General features: G+C 70.2%; 24 protein-coding genes. 5 read left to right on the top strand and 19 right to left on the bottom strand.

Annotated elements, in window-relative coordinates; all coding sequences use genetic code 11:
* Positions 1-88: 88 nt before the first annotated feature.
* Together ISP_RS47670 and ISP_RS47665 are read right to left on the bottom strand one after the other, a co-directional pair.
* The gene (locus tag ISP_RS47670; protein ID WP_013231012.1) at positions 89-859 is read right to left on the bottom strand and encodes a dioxygenase family protein; all 771 of its coding nucleotides are present in this window, start codon (positions 857-859) and stop codon (positions 89-91) included.
* 67 nt (positions 860-926) lie between these two features.
* Positions 927-1,319, bottom strand: coding sequence for a MarR family winged helix-turn-helix transcriptional regulator (locus tag ISP_RS47665; RefSeq protein WP_013231011.1), 393 nt, complete (start codon positions 1,317-1,319; stop codon positions 927-929).
* Positions 1,320-1,385: 66 nt separating this feature from the next.
* Here ISP_RS47665 and ISP_RS47660 point away from each other — a divergent pair, with 66 nt between their 5' ends.
* Positions 1,386-1,838 carry a MarR family winged helix-turn-helix transcriptional regulator gene (locus ISP_RS47660; RefSeq protein ID WP_013231010.1) on the top strand — a complete coding sequence of 151 codons (453 nt, stop codon included), beginning with the start codon at positions 1,386-1,388 and terminating at the stop codon, positions 1,836-1,838.
* Here ISP_RS47660 and dnaB read toward each other — a convergent pair.
* From dnaB to ISP_RS47600, 12 genes are all read right to left on the bottom strand, one after another.
* A complete protein-coding gene (gene dnaB, locus ISP_RS47655; protein WP_013231009.1) occupies positions 1,835-3,244 on the bottom strand; it encodes a replicative DNA helicase in 1,410 nt (469 codons plus the stop codon). The genes ISP_RS47660 and dnaB overlap by 4 nt on opposite strands.
* 519 nt (positions 3,245-3,763) lie before the next feature.
* Entirely contained in the window at positions 3,764-4,555 is a 792-nt protein-coding gene (locus ISP_RS47650; RefSeq protein WP_013231008.1) for an ESX secretion-associated protein EspG, read from the bottom strand.
* Positions 4,556-4,687: 132 nt separating this feature from the next.
* A complete protein-coding gene (locus ISP_RS47645; protein WP_013231007.1) occupies positions 4,688-6,022 on the bottom strand; it encodes a hypothetical protein in 1,335 nt (444 codons plus the stop codon).
* Position 6,023: 1 nt separating this feature from the next.
* Positions 6,024-6,623: a DUF3558 domain-containing protein gene (locus ISP_RS47640; protein ID WP_013231006.1), complete on the bottom strand. Its 600-nt coding sequence runs from the start codon at positions 6,621-6,623 to the stop codon at positions 6,024-6,026.
* Positions 6,620-6,976, bottom strand: a complete 357-nt coding sequence (locus ISP_RS47635; RefSeq protein ID WP_013231005.1) for a hypothetical protein — start codon at positions 6,974-6,976, stop codon at positions 6,620-6,622. The genes ISP_RS47640 and ISP_RS47635 overlap by 4 nt, the downstream gene beginning before the upstream one ends.
* Positions 6,977-7,102: 126 nt before the next feature.
* Positions 7,103-7,567, bottom strand: coding sequence for a 50S ribosomal protein L9 (gene rplI / locus ISP_RS47630; RefSeq protein ID WP_013231004.1), 465 nt, complete (start codon positions 7,565-7,567; stop codon positions 7,103-7,105).
* Between the two features lie 14 nt (positions 7,568-7,581).
* Entirely contained in the window at positions 7,582-7,830 is a 249-nt protein-coding gene (rpsR, locus tag ISP_RS47625; RefSeq protein WP_003098744.1) for a 30S ribosomal protein S18, read from the bottom strand.
* A 43-nt stretch (positions 7,831-7,873) separates the two neighbouring features.
* Positions 7,874-8,389 carry a single-stranded DNA-binding protein gene (locus ISP_RS47620; protein WP_013231003.1) on the bottom strand — a complete coding sequence of 172 codons (516 nt, stop codon included), beginning with the start codon at positions 8,387-8,389 and terminating at the stop codon, positions 7,874-7,876.
* A 17-nt stretch (positions 8,390-8,406) separates the two neighbouring features.
* A complete protein-coding gene (rpsF, locus tag ISP_RS47615; protein WP_176742059.1) occupies positions 8,407-8,733 on the bottom strand; it encodes a 30S ribosomal protein S6 in 327 nt (108 codons plus the stop codon).
* Between the two features lie 116 nt (positions 8,734-8,849).
* A complete protein-coding gene (locus ISP_RS47610) occupies positions 8,850-9,752 on the bottom strand; it encodes a hypothetical protein (RefSeq protein ID WP_013231001.1) in 903 nt (300 codons plus the stop codon).
* 85 nt (positions 9,753-9,837) lie between these two features.
* The gene (locus tag ISP_RS47605; RefSeq protein WP_013231000.1) at positions 9,838-10,677 is read right to left on the bottom strand and encodes a hypothetical protein; all 840 of its coding nucleotides are present in this window, start codon (positions 10,675-10,677) and stop codon (positions 9,838-9,840) included.
* Positions 10,678-10,860: 183 nt separating this feature from the next.
* Entirely contained in the window at positions 10,861-11,673 is an 813-nt protein-coding gene (locus ISP_RS47600) for a hypothetical protein (RefSeq protein ID WP_013230999.1), read from the bottom strand.
* A gap of 111 nt (positions 11,674-11,784) precedes the next feature.
* On the opposite strand from ISP_RS47600, the gene ISP_RS47595 reads away from it, so the two are divergent.
* Positions 11,785-12,558, top strand: a complete 774-nt coding sequence (locus tag ISP_RS47595; protein WP_014467888.1) for a deoxyribonuclease IV — start codon at positions 11,785-11,787, stop codon at positions 12,556-12,558.
* A gap of 10 nt (positions 12,559-12,568) precedes the next feature.
* On the opposite strand, the gene ISP_RS47590 is transcribed toward ISP_RS47595, so the two are convergent.
* Entirely contained in the window at positions 12,569-14,119 is a 1,551-nt protein-coding gene (locus tag ISP_RS47590; RefSeq protein ID WP_013230997.1) for a glycosyltransferase family 87 protein, read from the bottom strand.
* Between the two features lie 48 nt (positions 14,120-14,167).
* Positions 14,168-15,226, bottom strand: a complete 1,059-nt coding sequence (locus tag ISP_RS47585) for an ROK family transcriptional regulator (RefSeq protein ID WP_013230996.1) — start codon at positions 15,224-15,226, stop codon at positions 14,168-14,170.
* 55 nt (positions 15,227-15,281) lie between these two features.
* Between ISP_RS47585 and ISP_RS47580 the strand changes: the two genes are divergently transcribed.
* Complete coding sequence (locus ISP_RS47580) at positions 15,282-16,328, top strand: Gfo/Idh/MocA family oxidoreductase (RefSeq protein WP_013230995.1); 1,047 nt, start codon at positions 15,282-15,284, stop codon at positions 16,326-16,328.
* A gap of 75 nt (positions 16,329-16,403) precedes the next feature.
* Here ISP_RS47580 and ISP_RS47575 read toward each other — a convergent pair whose 3' ends face one another.
* The 3 genes from ISP_RS47575 to ISP_RS47565 form a co-directional block, all read right to left on the bottom strand.
* The gene (locus ISP_RS47575; RefSeq protein ID WP_378250914.1) at positions 16,404-18,575 is read right to left on the bottom strand and encodes a transglycosylase domain-containing protein; all 2,172 of its coding nucleotides are present in this window, start codon (positions 18,573-18,575) and stop codon (positions 16,404-16,406) included.
* Between the two features lie 307 nt (positions 18,576-18,882).
* Positions 18,883-21,558 carry a transglycosylase domain-containing protein gene (locus tag ISP_RS47570; protein WP_014467886.1) on the bottom strand — a complete coding sequence of 892 codons (2,676 nt, stop codon included), beginning with the start codon at positions 21,556-21,558 and terminating at the stop codon, positions 18,883-18,885.
* A 67-nt stretch (positions 21,559-21,625) separates the two neighbouring features.
* A complete protein-coding gene (locus ISP_RS47565; RefSeq protein WP_013230992.1) occupies positions 21,626-22,021 on the bottom strand; it encodes a DUF5318 domain-containing protein in 396 nt (131 codons plus the stop codon).
* A 244-nt stretch (positions 22,022-22,265) separates the two neighbouring features.
* Between ISP_RS47565 and ISP_RS47560 the strand changes: the two genes are divergently transcribed.
* Together ISP_RS47560 and ISP_RS47555 are read left to right on the top strand one after the other, a co-directional pair.
* Positions 22,266-22,811, top strand: a complete 546-nt coding sequence (locus ISP_RS47560) for a PadR family transcriptional regulator (RefSeq protein ID WP_013230991.1) — start codon at positions 22,266-22,268, stop codon at positions 22,809-22,811.
* A gap of 72 nt (positions 22,812-22,883) precedes the next feature.
* Entirely contained in the window at positions 22,884-23,972 is a 1,089-nt protein-coding gene (locus ISP_RS47555; protein WP_013230990.1) for an inositol-3-phosphate synthase, read from the top strand.
* Positions 23,973-24,018 lie beyond the last annotated feature (46 nt).

Genomic DNA, 24,018 nt, shown 5'->3' with positions numbered 1-24,018 from the left:
CGAACACCGAATAGCTCTCCTTCCCTGGAGACGACGAGCCCCAGGAGCCGGCATGGCTCCTGGGGCTCGTTTGAGTTTCGCGGGCCGGTCAGGAGAACTGCAGGGAACGCTTGGCCAGGCCGTGCCAGAAGCCGTCGATCACCGTGCGGCCGGAACCCTCGTCCGAGGTGGCGCCGAGGGAGACGAACAGCGGTGCGAAATGCTCGATCCGCGGGTGCGCGAGCGTCGCCGCCGGCGCCTTGTGCCGGAAGTCCAGCAGCGTGTCGACGTCGCCGCTGCGCAGGACCTCGGCACCCCAGTGGTCGAACTCGGCCGACCACGCCGGCGGCGTCCCGTCGGTGGCGCGGGCCATGCCGCTCAGGTTGTGGGTGAAGAAGCCGCTGCCGATGATCAGCACGCCTTCGTCGCGCAACGGCGCGAGTTTGCGGCCGACGTCGAACAGCTCCCGCGGGTCGAGCGAGGGCATCGATACCTGCAGCACCGGGATGTCGGCGTCCGGGTACATCTCCACCAACGGCACGTAAGCGCCGTGGTCGAGGCCGCGCTCCGGGGCGTCGTGCACGGGCGTCTCGGTCGAGCGAAGCAGCTTCCGGACCTTCGCCGCCAGCTCGGGCGCGCCGGGAGCCGCGTACTTCACCTGGTAGTAGCGCTCGGGGAAGCCCCAGAAGTCGTACACGAGCGGCACGGTCGTCGTCGCCCCGATGGTCAGCGGCGCTTCCTCCCAGTGCGCCGACACGACCAGGATCGCGCGGGGCTTCGGGAGGTCGGCGGACCAGCCGGCGAGCTGGCGGGTCCACGTCGTGTCGTCGGCGAGCGGCGGGGCGCCGTGGCTGAGGTAGAGAACCGGGGTGCGGGTCATCGAGCGCTCCAGTGCTTGAAAGTTCAACTACTAGAGTGTTCGACACCGGGGCACCCCGGGATATTCCTCAGGCGGCTTCGAGGTTGGCGGCGCACCGTTCGAGCGTTCGCAGCGTGGTGCGGTAGTCGTCGTCGCTGATGCTCTCGACGGCTTTCGCGCGGAACTCCTTGATGCGCTCTTCGACGCGGGTGTGAGCTTCGCGGCCGTCGGCGGTCAAGGTGCCGTCGTCGTCGACCCAGCCGCGGGCACGCAGGTCGGCCACCTTCGGTGCCATCGAGCCCTCGCCGGTGACGAACGGCGCCATTGCCGTGTCGACCTGCTCCGGCGTGCGGGCGCCGAGGGCGATCGTGTTGAGTACCTGCCAGTGCCGGCGCGTCAGAGACTCCGCGTCGAGGGTCTGGGCCATGGAGGATTCGAGAAGCTCGTGGAGGTGGCGAAGCCACCAGCCGAGGGGTTTCATGAGGACTCCGATATGTCAGTGAACAACTGCATGTAAAAGTACATGCAGTTCGGAGGTGGAGCAACCATGACGGACGCGGTGGCCGACGTCGAGCGCGCCATGATCGCGATCCGCCGCAGCCAGCAGCGGCGAGCCCTCAGCCGGATCGGCAAGGCGCGGGGCCGCGGCGCGCACGACCCGGTGTTCGAGCTGCTCGACGTCGTCGAAGAGCTCGCCGAGCGCGGGGAGCCCAGCACGGTGACGGCCTTGAGCGCGGCGATGGGCGTCGACCAGCCGCGCGCCAGCAGGCTCGTGGCGCGCGCGGTCGAGCAGGGCCTGCTTCGCCGCGAAGCCGATCAGCGCGACGGACGGCGTGCGGTGCTCGTGCCGACCGAAACCGGCCAGGCGCACCTCGACGAGCTGCACGCCTTCCGCCGCGGGGTGTTCGCGGAGGTCATGGCGGACTGGCCGGACGAGGACCGCGAGACGTTCGGCCGGCTCCTCACGGCGTTCGTCCGCGGGTACAGCGCTCTCGGCTAGTCGTGTGAGAGGTCGACGAAACGGCTGTAGTGCAGCTGGTGCGCGACGGTGATCGTCGCCGTCGGGCCGGCGCGGTGCTTCGCGATGATCAGGTCCGCTTCGCCCGCACGCGGGTCGTCGCGCTCCCAGGCGTCCGGGCGGTTGACCAGGATGACGAGGTCGGCGTCCTGCTCCAGTGAGCCGGACTCACGCAGGTCGGACAGCATCGGGCGCTTGTCGGTGCGCTGTTCCGGACCACGGTTCAGCTGGCTGATCGCGATCACCGGGACCTCGATCTCCTTGGCCAGCAGCTTCATCTGCCGGGAGAACTCCGAGACTTCCTGCTGCCGCGACTCGACGCGCTTGCCGGACGTCATCAGCTGGAGGTAGTCGAGGACGACGAGCTTCAGGTCGTTGCGCTGCTTCAACCGGCGCGCCTTCGCGCGGATCTCCATCATCGTCATGTTCGGCGAGTCGTCGACGAACAGCGGCGCCTCGGACACCTCGCTCATCCGGCGGGCCAGCCGCGTCCAGTCGTCGTCGGACATCTTGCCGCCGCGCATGTCGGCGAGGCGGATCTTGGCCTCGGCCGAAAGCATGCGCATGACGATCTCGGTCCGGCTCATTTCCAGCGAGAAGATGACGCTGGTCAGGCCGTGCCGGATCGACGCCGAGCGGGCGAAGTCCAGGCCCAGTGTCGACTTGCCGACACCGGGACGGGCGGCGACGATGATCATCTGACCCGGGTGCAGCCCGTTGGTCAGCTCGTCGAAGTCGGTGAACCCGGTCGGGATGCCCTGCGACTGGCCGCCGCGCGAGGCGATGGCATCGATCTCGTCCATCGTCGGCTGCAGCAGCTCTTCCAGCGCGACGTAGTCCTCGCTGGTCCGCCGCTCGGTGACGTCGTAGATCGCGGCCTGCGCGCGGTCGACCACCTCGTCGATGTTCGCGCCGTCGGCCGCGGCCGCGCCGTAGCCGTACTGCACGATCCGGGTGCCCGCCTCGACCAGGCGGCGCAGCACCGCCTTCTCCGAGACGATCTCCGCGTAGTAGCCGGCGTTCGCGGCCGTCGGCACCGTCGCGATCAGCGTGTGCAGGTAAGGCGCGCCGCCGACGCGGCCCAGCTCCCCGCGCCGCTCCAGCTCGGCCGACACGGTGATCGGGTCGGCGGGCTCGCCGCGGCCGTAGAGGTCGAGGATGCAGTCGTAGATCGCCTGGTGCGCCGGCCGGTAGAAGTCGTCGGGGCCGAGCGCCTCGATGACGTCGGCGACCGCGTCCTTGGACAGCAGCATGCCGCCGAGCACGGACTGCTCGGCCGCGATGTCCTGCGGCGGCTGGCGGTCGAACCCGCCACCGCCGGAGCCGGGATCGCTCGGGCCCGGGTCGGACTCCGCGTACATCGGACTGCGGTCGTCGGTCAGCGCCACCGCCCCGGACACCTCCTCATCGTGTCGAACACCCGTTCGATTATGCCGGATCTTCGCTCTCGAAGCACGTGGCTGTCGCCCGCCGCTTTTCGTCAACTCCGTCGTTCACCGGTCCTCGTCCCCCGATGATCGGCGACAACGTCGGCCGGCTGCCGCAGACACGCGGAGCGCCACCGTGAGTACAGGCCCGAGCCGGCACGCTAGATCCCCCGGAAGGCCGATGGCAATTCAGGGTGGGGAGCCTTCTGTGGACAACCTGGGGATGAATGGGGGTAACCAATCACAGGTGCCGCGAGAGCTGTGGACAAGTTGGGGACAAGCGTGATCGGCTTTGGTGAATCCGCAGGTCAAACGCTGTGTACAAGGTGTGGAGAACTCGCGAAAAACTCGTTCGGCGTGTCGCGGGAAGTCTGTCCTTCGGCGTGTCGTGGACCAGTTGGAACCCATTGACCCACACGGCCTGTGGATGAATATCACGGAGGGTAGACGCGTCACCCGGTGGCCTGAACGCACGTTCGGTCAGGCCGCGGTGAGCCGGCCCTGTGCGCTGCGTAACCGGTCAGCGAGAACGCGCTGGTCGGCCGGGGTGAAGGCGATCCGGTTCTCGCCCCGTCCCGGAATCTCCTCGGTCAGCCACCGGCCTTCCGAAGTATCGATGTAGTTCACCGGGCGTTCGATCCGGTGCCGCGCGCCGGTGCGGCTGCGGGCCGCGACGTAGAGGCTGCCACTCCCCATCCGGCGCAACGCGAGGATCCGGCGGAGTTCTTCGACCTCCTGCGAACCCTCGGCCGGGCGGTCGCTGCGCAGCACCCCGGCGCCGACGGTGTCATCGTGGCGGGAGGTGCCCTCGAGCTGGCTCTTCGGCACGGCGATCGGCGTTCCGCGGCCCGGTGCCAGCTTCGGGATCTGGCCGAGGAAGTCGTCGAGCAACTCGCCCGGGCGGGAGGACTCCAGCACGACGACGTCCAGCTCCTCGTGCTTGGCCAGCACGAACGCCTCGCCGCCGGCGCTGCCCGCGAGCAGCCGGTAGCTCACCGGCTTGCCCTGGAACCCGCCGTCGACCCAGCCGTAGTACTCCAGCTGCGGCCGGGCGATCGTTTCGATCGTCGCGACGAACCCCGGGTGCATGCCGCGCGGGCCGAACAGCCCGGCCTTGGCGAGCTCGGCGTTGGTCCGCTCGTCCTCGGCGCGCTGGGCCTCGTCGCTGTACCAGGTCGGCGTCTCGGACAGCACCGTGTGCGGCTCGCCGCCCCGGCGCCGGACCAGATTGATCAGGGTGCCGGTCGTGATGGTGACCTGCCTGTCCAGCACCGCTCTTTCCCCCAGTAAGAATCGGACACAGTTGAGAATCGAACACGGTGAAGATCGAACTCGATGAACCCGGTGCGCGCGGAAAGCGCCGGGCGCGCCCATCTTGGCACGCGCCCGGTGGTCCCGCGTGCGCTACTCGCCGATGACCGGCGGCGCGGTCAGCTCGTCGGTCCCGAAGATGTCGTTCGGGTCGTCGCCCAGCAGGTACTTCGACGTGCGTTCCTCGTCGCCGCCGCCCTGGCCCTTGGCGCCGCCGGGGTGCATGCCGCCCATGCCGCCCATCCCGGAGGCGCCGCCGCGACCCGCCGCCGCGCCGCCCGTCGCCCCGCCGGCACCCGCGCCGCCCCGGCCGGCGCCGGCCGCGTCCGCGCCACCGGGCATGGCCCCGGTCGAGCCGCCGGGGCCGAAACCGCCGCCGGCCGGTCCGAAGCCACCGCCGCCGGGCCCGAAGCCCGCCGCCGGGTCGCCGATGCCGCCCGAGCCGCCGGGCCCGAAGCCACCGCCGGGGATGGCGAAGCCGCCGGCCCCGGGGATCTTCGGCGGGGTGAACCCCGACGAGTGGGTGCCGTCGCCGAAGTTCGGCGGGGTGTAGGTGCCGGCACCGGGGATCTTGGCCGGGTCGAAGTTCCCGCCCGGGACCTTCGAGGGGTCGAAGTTCGGCGGCTTCCCGGGGTCGAAGCCCGGCACCTTGCCCGGGTCGAAGCTGCCGCCCGGGGTGTTCGGCTGGCCGGGGAAGGAGGGGACACCGCCCGGCCCGGGCATGTGCACCCCGGGCACCGAGCCGGTCCCGTTGCCGGTCCCGTTGCCGTCGCCCGAGCCGTTGCCGTCCTGGCCGCCCGGCTTCTTCTTGCCGTCCTTGCCGCCGTCGACGTTGACGTTCTCCTGCTGACCCTTGAGCGCGGCGTACGTCGGCATCTTCTGGCCGTTGTCGTTGCTCGCCTTGTAGTAGGTGTTGAAGGCGTCGACGTTGGCCTGGCCCTTGGCGTTGTAGTCGCGGATCGCCCGATCGGTGTCGGTCGTCCACGGCGTCACCGCGTTGAGCAGGTTGTTCTTCGGCGGGTCCTTCGGCACCTGCTGCACCTGCGCGTGCACCGTGGTGAAGGCGTTGTGCTGTTCACCGAGGTACTTGTCGGAGTCGGTGAGCTTGGTGCCGGAGTCCGCCATCCACACCCGCAGCGGGTGCGCGCCGACGTTCTGCGCCGCTTCGGCGCCGCCGCCCGTCCAGGCCGCGTCCATCTCCTTGGCCAGCGCGTCGATGGTGCCGAGGCGTTCGGAGTAGGCGCCCTTCAGCCGGCTCGCCGCCGACTGCCCGTTTTCGATCGAACCGGCGCCGGGACCGGTGGTGATCTTCTCCCAGATGTCGTAGCAGTCGATCTTGCGGTCGCCCTGCACCGACGTGTGGTCGTCCGGATGCGTGGTGGCCATGTTGTACGCGGCGAAGCCGCCCAGGAGCACCAGTTCCAGCATCTCAGCCTCCCAAGGCGTGGATCATCGCTTCGCCGAACTTCTGCGCCACCGAGCACGGGTCCGAGGACCCGGCGCCGTGGTCGTACTGCACCAGGATGTTGACCGCCAGCTGGTCGGTCACCCCGACGAACAGGCCGCACTTGCCGCTCTTGCGCCCGTCCACCGCCGCGGCGTAGACGGACGGGTACCCGTAGGCCTGGGACTCGCCGAAGTAGGCGTCGTTGGCCTTGGTGTCGTAGACGTCCTGCAGCCCGTTCTTGTTCGCCGTCACCGTCGTGACGTCGATCTGGTTGCCCGGGTCGGCGGCTTCCTGGAACGTGCAGCTCGGGCCGTTGCCCGTGGTGCGCGGAGCGCCCTCGCCGAGGGAAAGCGTGGAGCGCCCGGACGCGTCGATCGTCGCGCAGGCGTCCGCGGTGATCGACGCGGTGTCCAGCGGCCTGGGCACCCTCGGCGCGGTGTCGGCGGTGGACCGGGTGGTCTCGCTGCTCGATTCGGCGGCGGACGGCGCCGGGTTGGCGGTGCCCCGGGTCTGGCCGGCGCAGCCGGTGAGCGCGAGCACGGCGAAGGCCAGCGCCGGGACGGCGATGAGTCGTCGGTTCACGTGGGCTGGTTCCCCGTCTTCGAAAGGTCGGCGGAGGCGTCTGACTCCTTGGTGGTGATCTTCTGCTTCGCGGCGGTGAGCGCGTCGATGTAGTTCTTGACGTAGTCCTGCATCTTCTGGTTCTGCTCGAGGAACGCCTTGCCGGACGGGTTCGCGAGCTTCTCCCAGTCGCCGCTCGCGAACTCCTTGCCGGGCGCCTTCACGTTCGCCATCAGGTTGGCGTCGTCGTAGTCGCGCTTCAGGTCGGCCTGCAGGTCCTGCCACTTCTTGATGACGCCGTCGATCTTGTCGGCGTCGAACGTGAAGCCGCCGCCACCACCGGCCGGCGCGGACATGTTGACCTCGTTACCCATCCCGATCCACCCCTTCGCATCCGGCGCCCATTCTCCTCCGACGCCGCCGAGGTGTCCGAGGTTCCCCGAAAAGCGTGAAGGCGGGCCGCCCACCAGGGGCGACCCGCCTTTTCACGAACTACTGCCTCAGGACTGCGCGACGGCCTTGACCTCGAGCCGCACCTCGACCTTGACGTCCGGGTGCAGCCGGGCGCCGACCGAGTGCTTGCCCACGGTCTTGATGTGGTCGCGCAGCTCGATGACGCGCTTGTCGAGCAGCGGGCCACCGGCCGCCTTGATCGCGTCGACGATCTCGGCCGAGGTGATCGAGCCGAAGAGCTTCTTCGAGCCCTCGGCCGCCTTGCCGGTGAGCTGGATGGCGCCGAGGCCCTCCAGCGTCGCCTTGATCTCCTTGGCGTGGTCGAGGTCGCGGATGCGACGGCTCTCCTGCGCGCGCTGGATGGTGCGCACGTTCTTCTCCGCGCCCTTGGAGGCCGCGATCGCGTAGCCCCGCGGGAGCAGGTAGTTGCGCGCGTAGCCGTCCTTGACCTCGACGATGTCGCCGGGGCCGCCCAGGTTGGCCACGTCCGTGGTGAGGATGATCTTCGCCATGTCTGTGCCCTCCCTTAGCGCGCGGTCGAGGTGTAGGGCAGCAGCGCCATCTCGCGGGAGTTCTTGACCGCGATGGCGATGTCACGCTGGTGCTGGCTGCAGTTGCCGGTGACGCGACGGGCACGGATCTTGCCGCGGTCGGAGATGTACTTCCGCAGCAGGTTGGTGTCCTTGTAGTCGATCAGTTCCGGGCGGCCCTTCTTCTCGGCCTTGCAGAACACGCAGACCTTCTTCTTGGGCTTGCGGATGGGTGGCTTGGCCACTGTCTACTCCTGGTAATTCAAATCTTTGTGGATGTGTACGAGATCAGAACGGAGGCTCGTCGGAGAAGCCGCCGCCACCACCGCTGCTCGCGGCGGGCGCGGAGCCCCACGGGTCGTCGGCCGGCATTCCGCCGCCACCGCCGCCGCGGTTTCCACCGCCGCCACCGCCGCCGCCGAAGTCACCGCCGCCACCGCGGCTGACCTTGTTGACCTTGGCCGTGGCGTAGCGCAGCGAGGGGCCGATCTCGTCGACCTCGAGCTCGACGACGGTCCGCTTCTCGCCTTCCTTCGTCTCGAACGACCGCTGCTTGAGGCGGCCCTGCACGACGACGCGGGCGCCGCGGGTCAGGGACTCGGCGACGTTCTCCGCCGCCTGGCGCCAGATGTTGCAGCGCAGGAACAGCGCCTCGCCGTCCTTCCACTCGCCCGACTGCTTGTCGAGCGTGCGCGGGGTGGACGCGACGGTGAAGTTCGCGACCGCCGCACCGGACGGGGTGAAGCGCAGTTCCGGGTCGGACGTCAGGTTGCCGACCACCGTGATGACGGTGTCTCCAGCCATCGGGGTTCCCCTCGGGCTCAGGCCTTGGCGGCAGCGGGCTTGGCCGCGGCGCGCTTGACCTCGCGACGCATGACCTTGGTGCGGAGCACGGTTTCCTGCAGCGACAGCTGGCGGTCCAGCTCCTTCACCGCGTCCGAGGACGAGTTCAGGTCGAGCAGGGCGTAGATGCCCTCGGCGTGCTTCTTGATCTCGTACGAGAGGCGACGACGGCCCCAGACGTCGACCTTCTCGACGCTTCCGCCCGAAGTGCGGATCACGTTGAGGAAGGTGTCCAGCGTCGGAGCGACAGTGCGCTCGTCGAGCGTGGGGTCCAGGATGACCATTACCTCGTAATGGCGTGACACAACCACTCACCTCCTATGGGCTCGCGGTCACGGACTGTCCGTGACAGGAGGGTTTGTCCAGGTAAGGCTACCTGGGGGCATCGAGGAGACCGGACAGCGGGGTCTGCTCCGGGGGGTCAGGCGGCCCGGCGCAGCACCCAGGTGCGGACGAGCCCGGCGGTGACGCCGGCGAGCACGATCACCGCGATCAGCATGGGCAGCTGCACGTCGTTCGACGCGCTGTTCGAGGCCAGCGACTGCGCGTTGCCGGCGTCGCGGATGTCCGCGCCCTGGCCGTTCTGGTCGCCCCCGCCCGCCTGCGGGGCCGAGGCGTCACCGGGCAGGGTGCCGTTCGCCGGGTAGCGCACGCCGGGGGCGACGGCCGTGCCGGCGGTCGCCGTCGGGATGCCGCTGTAGTCGCGCATCGGGGCGCTGCCGCCCGTGCCGCCGGCGGTGCCCGGGTTGAGGTTCGAGAGGTTGCCCGACGCGCCGCCGGGGGCGGTCCCGGTGCCGCCCTGCTGGACGGCGCTGCCGCTGCCCTGCTGGGCCGGGGTGCTGGGCGCCACGTAGTTGCTCGCGAGCAACGTGAGCCCGCAGCCCGCGGCGACCGTGCTCTCCACGCTGTTCAGCGTCTTGTTCCAGTCGAGCCCGAGGCCCCACGTGCCGGAGGCGGCCAGCGCGGTGCGCACCGCCTTGCCGATCGCGGCACCGTTCGCCTCCCCGCCCGCGGAGTTCGGCACCTGGCCGACCGGGATCGAGTGGTTCTTGGCGATCGAATCGCCCGCCCAGCTGCCGACGGCGAGGGTCCCGGCGTTGTTCGCGCCGTTGGTGACCAGGGTCTTGACCGAAGCCCCGTCGATCGCCACCTGGTCGCCCATCTGCCCGGTGACCGAACCCGTGCAGCTGTTGCTGACGAGGGTCGTCGCGGCGGAGGCGGTGCCCGTGGAAAGGAACGCGCCGCCGGTCACGAAGGCGGCGACGGCGGTGAGGGTCAGTGCGCGGCGGGTCGTCTGCCAAGTGGGGATCTTCCGCACGAGCACTGTCCTCCAGGGAATTACGGGGGCGTCGTTCCGGGCAACATCAGAATGAACGAACGGGATACGTGAAAGATACTCGGCAGTTGGATCAATTCCCAGCGGCCATTCGGCGGAGCACCCAGGTGCGGACTAGGCCCGCGCTGACTCCGGAAAGGGCCAGGACCGCGATCAGCATCGGCAAATTCGACCCGGTGGTGAAGCCGTCCGACGCCGAGGGTAGCGCTTCGGCCTGACCCGCGGTCTGGATGCCGGAATTGCCGTCCGACGCGCCATCCGGACCGGTGAGGCCGTACTGCGGGGCGTAACCCGGGATCTGGCTGCCGTACCGGATCGCCGGCGACGGGGTGAACAGGCCGGCCGTCGCGAACGGGATGCCGCCGTAGTCGCGCATCGGGGCGTAGCCCGTGCCGAGGGTGAACGGGAAGCCGCCGAACACCGGGGTGCTCGCGAAGCCGGGCAGGAGCGGGCTGTTCGCGTCCGGGATCGGCATGGTGCCCGCCGGGGTGCCGCCCTGCTGCGGCGCGCCACCGGACCCGCCCTGGGCCGGCGGCTGCTGTGGGTTTCCACCCGTGCCGCCGGGTTGCTGCGGCGCGGGCTGACCGCCGCCGCTGAGCGAGCGGAGGCCCTGCTGGGTGCCGCTGGTCACGCCCTGGACGCCCTGGTTGATCGCGCTCGCCGCGGGCGCGCCGACCACCGGCACCGGTGAGACGACGGTGTTCACCACGTTCACGGTGACCTTGCAGACGGTGTTGAGCAGCCCGCTCACGGTGGTGGTCAGCACGGTGGTCGCCTGGGTGACGATGCCCAGGTCGATCAGCGGCAGGCCGAGCAGCGAGCCCTGGATGTGGTCACCCGGCTTGGCGTCCACGGTGCTGCCGCAGGGCACGGTCTTCGTGTCCGCCGAGGCGGTGCCGGGCAGCCCGAGCACAGCCGAACCCGCGAGGACGACCGCCGCTGCTCCGACCGCTGTTGCCCTCCGTGTCCGATCCTGCATGCCCGCCGCCCCTGGTCTCGTCGCCTACTTACCAGTACAACGACGTTAAGGCCGCCGGGTGACGCCCGCTCGTTCAGAAATGTCCGGCATTCGGGTGGCAGCCGAGGTCACCGTGCGTCAGGCGGGGCTGCGGCGGATCCAGGCCCGGACGAGCGCGGCCGCGACGATCGCCAGCGCCAGCACCGCGAGCAGCATCGGCAGCTTCGCCGGCGGGGTGACCGCCGGGAGGGCCTCCGCCGTGCCGGACCGCTCGGCGTCGACGGTCGGCGGCGGGACCTGCTGGCCGGGGATGATCTGCGCGATCACCGGCGCCTGCACCAGGCTGCCCGGCAGGAGCGCGGCGTTGGTGAAGATGCCCGAGATCGCGTCGCCCGGCAGGCCCGCGTTGCCCTGGCCGGTGACCACCGGGCCGGTGCTCGAGCCGGGCGGGTTCGGTCCCGGGCCCGGGCTCGGCGGGTTCGGGCCGGGCGGAGTGGGCGGAGCGGGCTGCGGCGGCTTCGGGCCCGGCGCCGGTGGCAGGGGCAGCGGCGGCAGTTCGGCGGCCACGCCCTGCGTGAGGTTGCCGACCGCGTTGACCGTGCCCTGCGCGACCGGGCAGACGCCCTTCGCGGCGGCGTCGCCGACCAGTGGCACCCGGCCGATGCCGAGCGCCTTGACCGTGTCGCCGAGGGGCAGGGTGAGCAGCGGGGCCGAGCCGTTCGTGTTCCGCGAACTCGAGTCGAGGCCGATGGTGAGCTGGTTCGGGGCGTTCAGCGGGGCCCCGGCGTCGAGCACCAGGCCGTTCGCGCTCCCCTGCTGCAGCGTGGCCTGGCAGTCGCCGCCCAAGGTGGGGCTGGGATCGGCGCTCGCCACGCCCGGCGCGGCCAGCGCGGCCGAAGCGGCGATCGTGAAACCGAGTGCGGTGATCCGGGTGACGTGCTTCCCCATCATGCCCTCCGGCAGTCGGACCAATCTGGATCACGGAACGCGCTCACGGTACTCCACGAGCGTCACCAACCGGGTCCACCGGCCGGAAACCGGGCCCGGAGTAGCGTGCTCGGCATGCTGATTGGCGCCCATGTCCGTGACGACGACCCGTTGCCCGCGGTCGTCGAGCGCAAAGCCGAAGTCGTCCAGTTCTTCCTCTCCGACCCGCAGGGCTGGAAGGCCCCGAAGCCGCATCCGCACGGCGAAGCCATCAAGGCCGACCCGGTCGAGGTGTTCATCCACTCGCCGTACCTCATCAACGTGGCTTCGCTGAACAACCGGATCCGGATCCCGTCCCGCAAGAACGTCACCCAGCACGCGGACGGTGCGGCCGCGATCGGCGCGAAGGGCCTGATCGTGCACGGCGGGCACGTCGGGGCGAACGACGACGCCGAGGCCGGCCTGGACAACTGGCGCAAGCTGTTCGAGCGGGAGCAGGAGAAGGGCGGCTTCAAGGTCCCGATCCTGATCGAGAACACCGCCGGCGGCGAGAACGCGATGACCCGCGACCTCGACGTCATCGCCCGGCTGTGGGACAAGGTCGGCGAGTTCGGCGCCGGGTTCTGCCTCGACACCTGCCACGCGTTCGCCGCGGGCTGGGACCTGGCGACCGCCGTCGGACGAGTCAAGGCCATCACCGGCCGGATCGACCTGGTGCACCTCAACAACTCCCGCGACGAGTTCGGCTCGACCCGCGACCGGCACGCCAACGTCGTGCAGGGCGACGGGACGATCGACCCCGAGGTGCTGGTCGCCGTCGCCCGCGAGGCGGGCGCCCCGGTCGTCGTCGAGACGCCGGCCGATGGGCAGGCCGCCGACATCGCCTACCTGCGGGAACAGCTCGGTTAGACGGCTGGGTTCAAACGCCGACGGCCTTCCGGCGGCGCCGGGTGGCGTTCGGGATGATCACGTCCCGGGCGCCGTCGAGGAAGCCGCCGGCCGGGTCGTCGTCGCCGTCCATCCGCACCAGGTCGGTGGCCGGGCGGTAGATCTCCCGGACGACCAGCACGCACAGCCCGATGACGGCGAGGTCGCGGACCACGACCGTGCCGAGGAACCAGCCCTCGGGCAGGCCCTTGTGGTCGACGCCGAGGTAGTAGAACATCCGCGGCACCCAGACGACGGCGTCGATCAGCATCCAGCCGAGCAGCAGCCGCCAGCGCGGGATCGCGAGCACCGCCAGCGGGACGAGCCACAGCGAGTACTGCGGGCTCCACACCTTGTTCGTCAGCAGGAACGCGGCCACGACGAGGAACGCGAGCTGGCCGACGCGCGGCCGGCGTGGCGCGGCCAGCGCGAGGTAGGCGATCCCGGCGCAGCAGGTCAGGAACAGCACGGCCACCGTGATGTTGAGGTAGGTCGGCGTCTGGTTCTTCTGCAGCACGCCGTCGAACCCGGCCCAGCCGCTGGTGTAGGAGAAGACGTTGTACAGCGAGTCCGGGTCCATCGGCCGCAGGGCGCTCATCCGGAAGAACTCCCACCAGCCGCGGGTCGCGGTGAGGATGAACGGCGCGTTCACCGCCAGCCACGTCACCACGGCGGCGCCCGCGGTCTTCCAGAACGGCGTCAGCTTGCCCGCGCGCAGGCAGAGCGCGAACAGCACGCCGAGCAGGAAGAGCGGGTAGAGCTTCGCCGTCGCGCCCAGCCCGAGCAGGACGCCGGCGAGCAGCGGGCGCTTGCGCGCCCAGGCGAGCAGGCCGGTTGCGGTGAACGCGGTCGCGATCGCGTCGAAGTTGGTGAACGCGTGCACCAGCACCAGCGGCGAGATCGCCACCAGAACCATGTCCCACGGGCGGCGTCTCATCGTCCGGCCGGTCGCCCACACGGTGACCAGCCAGGCGACCGCCAGGAAGAACGCCGTGATGTCGAAGTAGATCGCCACCGGCAGCGCGCCGGGCAGCCAGCCGGTCTCGGCGACGTTCAGCCAGCCCGCCGCGAGCTTCGCGTTCGCCCACTGGAAGAGGCCGGTGAGCACCGGGTACTCCATGTACCGGGTGTTGTTCTCGGCGGTCTGCGAGCTTTCCTTCCACGACGTGTAGTACGGGAAGGTGGCCGGCCGGTCGAGCCGCTCGGAGCCGTAGAGCGGCACGATGTCGGAGTAGCACATGGCCACGAACGGGCGGCCCGCGCGCCAGTCGAGCTGGGTGGCGCCGCTGGAGTCCTGGTACTGCTGGATGCAGGAGCCCTTGCCGAACCAGCACAGCATCAGCGCCAGCGTGGCCAGCAGCAGCCCGACGCGCTGGGGCGACCAGAACCAGTGCCTGCCGACCGCCGCGTGCTCACCGAGCGGGCCGCCGAGGGGTCTGGTGACCGCCGCCGCGAGCGGCTCGTTCCAGCTCGGGACGATCCGTTCCGCCCGGGTCAGCGTCACCGGGCCGGGTTCCGGCTCCCGCGTGGTCTCCTCTGGCACGAGGCGGATCGTATCGGTGATCGGCGTGCGCGGTGGTGAAGGCGGTGATCATGCCGGATTCGCGTAGTACGAGGCCAGGACCTCCGCGGCCGCGCCGCGGGTGACGATCTCCTCGCCCGAGGCGTCTTCGACGACCTCGATCCGCTGCCAGTGCGGCAGCGGCAGCAGTTCCTCGAGCCGGGCCGAGACGGCTTCCCGGTGGACGTCCGGCTCGTCCCGGACCGCCCGCCCGGCCAGCACGATCCGCTCGAGGTCGAGCACCTGCACCAGGTCGGCCAGCCCGATGCCGAGGAAGCCGGCGGCGGTCCGGGTGTCCGGTGCCTGCTTGGCCATGATCTCGACGCAGCCGCGCCGCCCGCAGGCGCAGCGCGGCCCGTCGTAGGCGATCGTGGTGTGCCCGAACTCACCCGCGTTGGTCCGCGGGCCGCGGTAGAGCCGCCCGTCGATCAGCAGGCCGACGCCGATGCCGGTGCCGACGAGCACCACCGCGGTCGCCGTCGGCTCGCCGTGCGGCCAGAGCCGGGCGAACGCGGCGGCGTTGGTGTTCTTGTCGAGCGTCACCGGCAGCCCGGTGCGCTGCTCCAGCAGCTCGCGCAGGGGCACGTCGTGCCAGCCGGGCATGTTCGTCGCGTCGCGGACCAGGCCGGCGAGGTGGTCCAGCGGGCCGACCGCGCCGAGGCCGAGGCCGAGCACGTCGAAGCCGTCGGCGAGCTCCCGGGCCGTGGCCCCGATGGCGTCGACGGCCTGCGCGGGCGTGAAGCCGGGCGGCAGCGGGCCGCCCGCCGTCTCCTCGACTTCGCCGACGAGGTTGGCGCGCAGCACGCGGTACTCGTCGCGGTCGAGGCGCGCGCCGAGTGCGTGCTTGGCGCCCGCCCGGATGCGCAGCGCCGTGCGGGGTTTGCCCACGCCGGCGGACGGCTGCCGCTGCTCGTCCAGCAGGCCGGTGTCGAACAGCTCGGGGACGATCTTGGAGACGGCCTGCTGGGTGAGCCCGGTGCGTTCGGCGAGCTCGACCCGGCTGAGGCCGCCGGCGCGCAGGATGTGCGTGAGCAGCAGGGCACGGTTGTGCTCGCGCACGTCGCGCAGGTTCACCCCGGTGTCCGCCATGGAGAGGATCTTCGCACGTCTGGCCAATTAGGCAACGCTGTTGTTTAATGGCGGCATGGCGGACGACTTGCGCGTGGGGATCCTCGGGTACGGCATCGGGGGACGCGTCTTCCACGCACCCCTGGTGGCGGCGACGCCCGGGCTCACGCCGGCGGTGATCACGACGTCGAGCAACGCCGCCCAAGCCCGCATCGACCACCCGGGCGCGGAGATCGTGCCGGACGCCGACGCGTTGTTCGAGCGGGCGGGCGATCTCGACCTCGTCGTGGTCAGCACGCCGAACCGCACCCACGTGCCGCTCGCGCTGCGCGCGATCGAAGCCGGCCTGCCGGTGGTCGTCGACAAGCCGTTCGCGCCGACCGCGGCCGAAGCCGAGCAGGTCGTCGGCGCGGCGAAGGCGGCGGGCGTCGGCCTGACGGTCTTCCAGAACCGGCGGCTCGACTCCGACTTCCTCACCGTGCGGAAGGTCCTCGATTCGGGACGGCTCGGCGAGGTGTTCCGCTTCGAGTCCCGCTACGACCGCTGGGTGCCGAAGCCCAAGGACAACTGGCGCGAGTTCGGCGACCCGGCCGAGGCCGGCGGCCTGCTCTACGACCTCGGCGCGCACATCGTCGACCAGGCGCTGCAGCTGTTCGGCCCGGTCACCCGCGTCTACGCCGAGACCGACCGCCGCCGGGCCGGCGTCCAGGTCGACGACGACGTCTTCGTCGCGCTGCACCACGCGAACGGCGTCCGGTCGCACCTGTGGGCGACCGCGCTGGCAGGCACGCAGAACCCGCGGTTCCGGGTGCTCGGCGACCGGGCGACCTTCACCAAGTACGGCCTCGACGTGCAGGAACCGCAGATCAAGGCGGGTCTGCGCCCCGGCGACGCGGGCTGGGGCACCGAGCCCGCGTCGGACGCCGGGAGGCTCGGCGTCGGCCCGGACGTCGAGACCGTGCCCACCGAGGTCGGCCGCTACGAGCAGTTCTACGCCCAGGTGCGCGACGCCTTGCGCGGCGAAGGCGAGTTCCCGGTCGACCCGGCGTCGTCGGTCGAGGCCCTGCGCGTGATCGAGGCGGCCCACCGCGCGGGCGTCGAAGGCACCGTGGTCGAGCTCTGACCCCCTGACCGGCCGTGACCTCGGTGACCCCCAGCTCCGAGGTCACGGCTTCCTTCTTTTGCCGGTCCGGCGTGCTCACGGGCCGAAGTTCGACTGGCCGGTGTTCGACTGGCCGGTGTCGTTCCCGTTGCCGCGGCCGGGCCCCCGGCCGTCGCGCCGCACGCGGTTCTGTTGCTGCTGCTGTTGCTGCTGCTGGTCCTGGTTGCCGCCGCGGCCGATGGTGAAGCGCTGCTCTTGCTGGTCCTGGTCCTGCTGTTGCTGCTGTTGCTGCTGTTGCTGGAACTGTTGCTGTTGTTGCTGCTGCTGGAGCTGGAACTGCAGCTGGTCGTCCTGCGGCGAGGTGATCGCCTGCACGCGGTCGAAGCGCTCAGCTGGTTTCCCGGTCAGGTAGAGCTGCATGAACCGCTGCCACACCGGACCGGCTACGACGGACGGGGTCAGCGGCTGGCCGGTTGGGCCGTGCAGCGCCTTGTCGCCGTCGCCGCCGACCCAGACCGCCGCGGAGACCGACGGCGTGTAGCCCACCATCCACGTCTGCGAGTTCGTGTTCGCCGCGGACGCGGGTTCGTCGGTTCCGGGTGTGTGCTGCTGGGTGCCGGTCTTGCCCGCGCACTCGTGACCGGGCGGGCAGGTCAGCCGCGAGAACGGGATCACCGGCGCCAGTGCGGCGGTCACGTTCCCGGCGATCTGCCTGCTCTTGCCGCGGTCGTTGTCCGCGAACGCGTCCGTCGCGCGCACGTTGGCCTCGTAGGCGGTTTCGCCCTGGGAGTTCGTCACCTTCTGCACGAAGTGGCGGCCGTGCTGGACACCGCCGGCGGCGAAGGTCGCGTACCCCGCGGCCATGTCCGCCGGTGTGACCGCCGTCTGGCCACCACCGATGGAGATGTTGTTGTCCCCGGTGAACAGCACGCTGCGGCCGCCGGTGTTCTTCGTGCGGATGCCCGCCTCCTGCGCGGCTTCGGCCACCCCACCCGGCTTGGTCACGTTGAGCACCATGTCGTAGAAGACGGTGTTGGTGGACCGCTGCATCGCCTCGGCCACCGTGCACTGCTCGGAGCAGCTGCTGGTGGTGCCGGCGTTGCGCACCGGCAGCGGCACGTCGGGGAACGTCCGCGGCGAGCGGCCGTCGAACACCGCGTTCAGCCCGCGGCCGCCCTTGAGGAACGCCGTGAGGTCGAACGGCTTCATCGACGATCCGGGGTTGTGCGCTTCGTCCGCCCAGTCGCGGCCGGCCTGGTCCTCGCCGTTCGGGCCCTTCACGATCGGCTCGCCGCCGTAGTAGGCGAGCACACCGCCGGATTTGGGGTCGACGGCGACCAGCGCGTCGAGGATGCGGTCGTCGGTCTGCCCGGCCATCCCCTCGGCCACGGCCTTCTCGGCGGCTTCCTGCGCCTTCGAGTCGATCGTCGTGAACACCTGGAACCCGCCCGAGTAGTACTTCTCCTCGGGGATCCCCGCCGCGGCCAGCTCGGCCTTGACCTGCTTCTTGACGAACGGGTTGAGCTTGTTCCCCGGCCGCGATTCGACGAGCGGAACCGGCGTCGGGAACTTCGCCGCCGTCCGGTCGGCGGCCGTGAGGTACCCGTTGCGCAGCATGCGATCCAGGGCCGTGCCCCACCGGTCGCGGGCGACCGTCGCGTTCTCCGAACGGCCCGGCTGCTGGATCAGCCCCGCCAGCAACGCGGCCTCGGAATAGTTCAGCTGGGCGGCGTCCTTGCCGAAGTACGCCTGCGCGGCCGCCTGGATCCCGTACGCGCCGCGGCCGAAGTAGATGATGTTGAGGTAGGCGGTGATGATGTCCGCCTTTTCGTAGGTCTGGTTCATCTTGAACGACTTCGCGAGCTCGACCCACTTGCGCGTCAACGTCGGCGCGTCGTCGCCGGTGGCCTTCTTGATGTACTGCTGCGAGATCGTCGAGCCGCCGCCGGAGCCGCCGATGGCCTGGTTGTAGGCGGCCCGCGCGATACCGGAGAGGTCGAAGCCGGAGTTGGTCTCGAAGGACGCGTCCTCGGTGGCGATCACGGCCTTCTTGACGACGTCCGGGATCTGGGCCGGGTCGAGGATCTGCCGGTTCCCGCCGGCGGGCACGTCCTTGCCCATCTCGGTGCCGTCGGCGTAGAGGTAGGTGACCGCCTGGCCCTGCGACTGCGCGACTTTGTCCGGTGAAGGCACGTCGACGGCGAAGTAGGTGATCACGAAGGCGACCGCGGGCACCAGGAAGAACAGGCCGGAGAGCACGTACAGCACCCGGCGGACCGTCTTCCAGCGGCGGCGGTTGCGCGGTTCCGGCGGTGGGACCGGGGTGACGTCGGTGGCGAGGTCATCCGGTTCGTCCGGTTCGTCCAGTCGCGGGAGGGGCCGGCGTGGCTGGTAGCGACCACGCGGAACCGGCCTGCGGCCGGACCTCGAGCGATTTCGGTCGGTGTACACGGGCCGTCCTCCGGTACGCCGGTGGGCTGCGGGCGCAGACCCCTCGACACTCCACACGGACCACGGACGGCGGTGGTTCACCAAAGCCGAAGGCCCCGCACTGAGCAGTGCGAGGCCTTCGGGGTCATCCTTCCGAACCCGGTGGTCTGCCGAGCCCGTCACCGCCGCCGGGCAGCGACGGGGTGGTCCCGCCCGGGCCCGGCCGGGACGTCCTCGTCCGGGAAGACGAGGTCTCGGTTTCGGTGGACGTCTCCGGGGGCGGCTGGGACGACGTCGTGCTCGGGGGCTCCTGCGGCGTCGGCGTGTCCGAGGGCTTCGGCGGCGTCGTGGTCACCTCGTTGACGTTCTTGCCGAGCGGGTCGACCTTGTCGAACTTCTCCGCCGGCTTGCCCTTGAGGTAGAGGTTCAGGAAGTTCGCCCAGGTCGGGCCGGCGATCGTGGAACCGAAGATCGGCTTGTTCTTCGCGTCGTGCAGCGGCACGTTGCCGTCACCGCCGACCCACACCGCCGCGGACACCGACGGGGTGTAACCCACCATCCAGGTCTGGGCGTTGAGGTTGCCGTACGACGCCGGGTCGCTGTCCTTGGGCGCGTACTGCTGCGTACCGGTCTTGCCGGCGCACTCGTGGCCGGACGGGCACTTCAGGCCCGAGTGCGAGATGACCGGCTTCAGCGCCTCGGTGACGTTGCCCGCGATCTGCTGGCTCTTCGCCGCGTCGTTGTCGAACGCCGGGTTGGACTTGATGTTGTTCTCGTCGAACTCCACCTCGTCCTGGGCGTTCGTCAGCTTCGAGACGAAGTGCTGCTCGTGGTAGGTGCCGCCGCTGGCGAACGACGCGTACGCCGCGGCCATGTCCCTCGGGGCCACCGCGGTCTTACCACCGCCGAGCGAGATGTTGTTGTCTCCGGCGAACAGCGTGGCAGTGCCGCCTTCGTCGGTCGTCCGGACGCCGGCCTGCTTCGCCGCCGTCGCGACCCCGGACGGTTTCACGTGGTTCAGCACCATGTCGTAGAACACGGTGTTCGCCGAAATCTCCATCGCTTTCGCGACCGTGCACTGCGTACCGCAGCTTTCGTTCTCGCCCGCGTTGCGGACCGGCTTGGCGACCCCGGGGAACGTGCGCTTGTCCGAGCCGTCGAAGATGTCGCCGAGGCCCCCGCCCATCTTGAGGAACCCGGTCAGGTCGAACGGCTTGATCGACGACCCGGGGTTGCGGGCCTGGTTCGCCCGGTCCTGGCCGATCTGGTCCTTCCCGTCCTTGTCCTTGACGGTTTCCGGACCGTAGTTGTAGGCGAGCACACCGCCGGTCTTCGGGTCCACGGCCACGAGCGCGGCGAGCAGGTTCTCGTCCGTCTGGCCCTTCATGCCTTCCTGGACGGCCTGATCGGCCGCGTCCTGCGCCGCCGGGTCGATCGTGGTGTAGATCTTGGCGCCGGTGGAGAACAGCTTGGTCTCGTCGTAGCCCTTCGCGCCCAGCTCTTCCTTGATCCGCTGCTGGAGCTGGTAGGACATCTTGCCCGACTGCTGCTCCTTGTTGGCGTTCTTCGGGATCGGCGTCGGGAACTGCGCGGTGGCGCGTTCGTCGGCGCGCAGCCACTTGTTGGCCACCATCTGGTCCATCACGTACGTCCACCGGCGCTGGGCGTAGTCCTGGTTCTCCGATTTGCTCGGTCCCTGGATCAGGCCGGCCAGCAGCGCGGCTTCCGACGCGCTGAGGTCCTTGGCGTCCTTGTTGAAGTAGGACTTCGCGGCGGCCTGGATGCCGTTCGCCCCGCGGCCGAAGTAGACGATGTTCAGGTACCCGGTGATGATCTCTTCTTTGGACTGCTGGTTGTTCATCTTGAACGACTTGGCCAGCTCGGTCCACTTGCGGGTCAGCGTCGGGGCGTCGTTCTCCGTCGCCTTCTTGATGAACTGCTGGGAGATGGTCGACCCACCGCCCTGCCCGCCGGTGGCCTGGTTGAACACCGCGCGGAGGATGCCGGTGACGTCGAAGCCGGAGTTGGTCTCGAACGTCGCGTCCTCGGCCGAGTACACGGCGTGCTTGACGACGTCGGGGATCTCGCCCGGCTTGAGCAGCTGGCGGTTACCGCTCTTGGGCACTTCCTTCCCCATCACCGTCTTGCCGTCGGCGTAGTAGTAGGTGATCGGCTGGCTCTGCAGGGCCGCGACGCCCTCCGCCGTCGGCACGTCGACCAGGAAGTAGGTGATCACGAACGCGATCGCGGGAACGACGAAGAAGACGCCGACGCAGGCGTAGGCGACCCGCCGGATGATCTTCCAGCGGCGCTTCTTCCGCTGCGCCGGCGTGAGGACCTTGCGGCCCTTCTCGTCGAGCTCCGGCTGGGGCTCGACGTCATCGGCGAACTCGTCGAACCGGTCGTCGTCGTACGGCTCGTAGCCGTCTTCGGTCCCGTTGTGCGCGTGGTGGGTGATGAGATCCGGCTCACGTTCGGGTTCCGGTTCCGGACGGCGGCCGCCGGGCGGGGGCTGCCGGAAGCCCTGCGGCGGTGAGCCGGGCGACTGACCGGGACGGCGGCCGCCGGGCGGGGGCGGCTGGCGCCGGCCGGCCGCGCCGCTCTGGCCGCGCGGCGCCTGCGGACGTCGTGGCTGCTCACCGGGCCACTGCTGGCCACCTTCGTCGCCGGCGGGCCAGGACGGCCCGGGGTTACCGCGAGGCGGGGTGGCGCGCCGGGGCGACTCACCGGGCCACGCCGGTCCCGCTTCTTCACCCGGCCACTGGCCGCGGCGGGGTCCGTCTGGCTCCTGGTTCGGCCAGGAGCGGTTGTCGTCGGTCACGGATGGGCCTCCCGGATCAGTACCCGCAGGGGTACTGACCTGCGTGTTGCGATGGTCGTACGGTGGCTCACCGGCCCGCGTTCCTTCGCGGACTCGCCGGTTCCCCTGTGCCCAGGACGTATGACCGGACCAAGTGGTTCCAGTGGCACGCCCGGCACACTTCGACGTCGTACACGGTGAACTCGGCGAACGAGCCGGCCATCCTGGCCAGCTCTTCGGGGGTCTTGGCCGAGCCCGCGACGTGCTTGAGTTCGTCGCCGTAGACCCAGGACACCAGGGTCAGCGGCTCCTGGCGGCAGATCGGGCACGGGAGATCACCGTCCCGGCCGTGGAACTTCGCCGCCCGCAGCAGGTACGGGCTCGCGTCGCAGGCTTCATAGCTGCCGACGCGCCCGGAGCGGACCTCGGCCAGCAGCGCACGGCGCTGCAGCGCGTAGTCCACGACCTGCCGCTGGTTAATCACGAGGACAGAGTACGGGCTCTTCCTGTGGCGTCCACGCCCCCTAGCGCCGCCAAGCCCGCGACCGGGGCGGACACGCCGGACGTTCGATAACTCTCCGGTGAATTTCGCCCCCACCGGGTAGTAGGGCGGGGTTAGCTTCGCCACTTCGATGTATCGGCGCGATATAGTGGCTGAGTAGGTTGGATCGAGGCGCTCGTTCGGAGCAACGCGAGTGATCTCGGTTTGTTCCCGGAAGGGGGTGCGTGTGCTGGAGTTCGCGATCCTCGGTCTTCTGCACGAAGCGCCCATGCACGGGTACGTGCTGCGCAAGCGGCTGCACGAGACGCTCGGCACGTTCCGGACGTTCTCGTACGGCTCGCTGTACCCGACCCTGCGGAAGCTGCTGCGGGCCGGGTATCTGGTCGAGGAGCTGGACGAGGCCGACGACCGGGCGTGGTCGCGGCGCGGGCGGCGGGTCTACAAGCTCACCGCGGAGGGCAAGGAGCGCTTCGGTGAGCTGCTCGGCGACGCCGGGCCGCAGACCTGGGACGACGAAGGTTTCGGCGTCCACCTGGCCTTCTTCTCGCGGACCCCGGCCGACGTGCGGCTGCGGATCCTCGAGGGCCGCCGCCGTCGCGTCGAAGAACGCCGCGAGGGCATGCGGGCGGCGCTGGCCAGGGCCGAGGAGAAGATCGATCGCTACACCCGCGAGCTGCACCGGCTGGGGCTGGAGACCAGCGAGCGGGAGGTGCGCTGGCTCAACGAGCTGATCGCGCACGAACAAGCCGAACGGCAGGGTCCGGAGACCTGAGCCGCCCGGCCCGGGCCGCAGCGTGGCGGCACCTGACCTACTGAACAGACACGGATTGAAGGAGAAACCCCCATGGGCGAGAACCGCCGCGTACGGGTGGCCATCGTGGGCGTCGGCAACTGTGCGGCGTCGCTGGTCCAGGGAGTCCAGTACTACCGCGACGCGGACCCGGCCAACCGCGTCCCCGGTCTGATGCACGTCGACTTCGGCGGCTACCACGTCCGCGACATCGAGTTCGTCGCCGCGTTCGACGTGGACGCCAAGAAGGTCAGCCGCGACCTGTCCGAGGCGATCTTCGCCTCCGAGAACAACACCATCAAGATCGCCGACGTGCCGCCGCTCGGCGTCACCGTCCAGCGTGGCCACACCCACGACGGTCTCGGCCGCTTCTACCGCGAGACGATCGAGGAGTCCGACGAGACCCCGGTGGACATCGTCGCCGCGCTGCGCGAAGCGAAGGCCGACGTGCTCGTGTCCTACCTGCCGGTGGGCTCCGAGGTGGCGGACAAGTTCTACGCCCAGGCCGCGATCGACGCCGGCGTGGCGTTCGTCAACGCGCTGCCGGTGTTCATCGCCTCCGACCCCGAGTGGGCCCAGAAGTTCACCGACGCGGGTGTCCCGATCGTCGGTGACGACATCAAGTCCCAGGTCGGCGCCACCATCACGCACCGCGTGCTGGCGAAGCTGTTCGAAGACCGCGGCGTCCAGCTCGACCGGACGATGCAGCTCAACGTGGGCGGGAACATGGACTTCCTGAACATGAAGGAGCTCGAGCGGCTCGAGTCGAAGAAGATCTCGAAGACCCAGTCCGTCACCTCGCAGGTCGACCGCGACCTCGGCAAGGGCAACGTCCACATCGGACCGTCGGACTACGTGCAGTGGCTCGACGACCGCAAGTGGGCCTACGTCCGGCTCGAGGGCCGCGCGTTCGGCGACGTGCCGCTGAACCTGGAGTACAAGCTCGAGGTCTGGGACTCGCCGAACTCGGCGGGCATCATCATCGACGCCGTCCGCGCCGCGAAGATCGCGCTCGACCGCGGCATCGGCGGCCCGATCCTGTCGGCGTCCTCCTACTTCATGAAGTCGCCGCCGGAGCAGTACGACGACGCGACCGCCCGCGACGCCGTCGAGAAGTTCATCCGCGGCGAAGTCGAGCGGTAACCCGCAGTACCGTCGGAGGCCGTCACCCCTGGTGGCGGCCTTCTTC

This window comes from Amycolatopsis mediterranei (assembly GCF_026017845.1).
Lineage (GTDB): Bacteria > Actinomycetota > Actinomycetes > Mycobacteriales > Pseudonocardiaceae > Amycolatopsis > Amycolatopsis mediterranei.
This window is presented reverse-complemented; position numbering and strand designations above follow the sequence as displayed.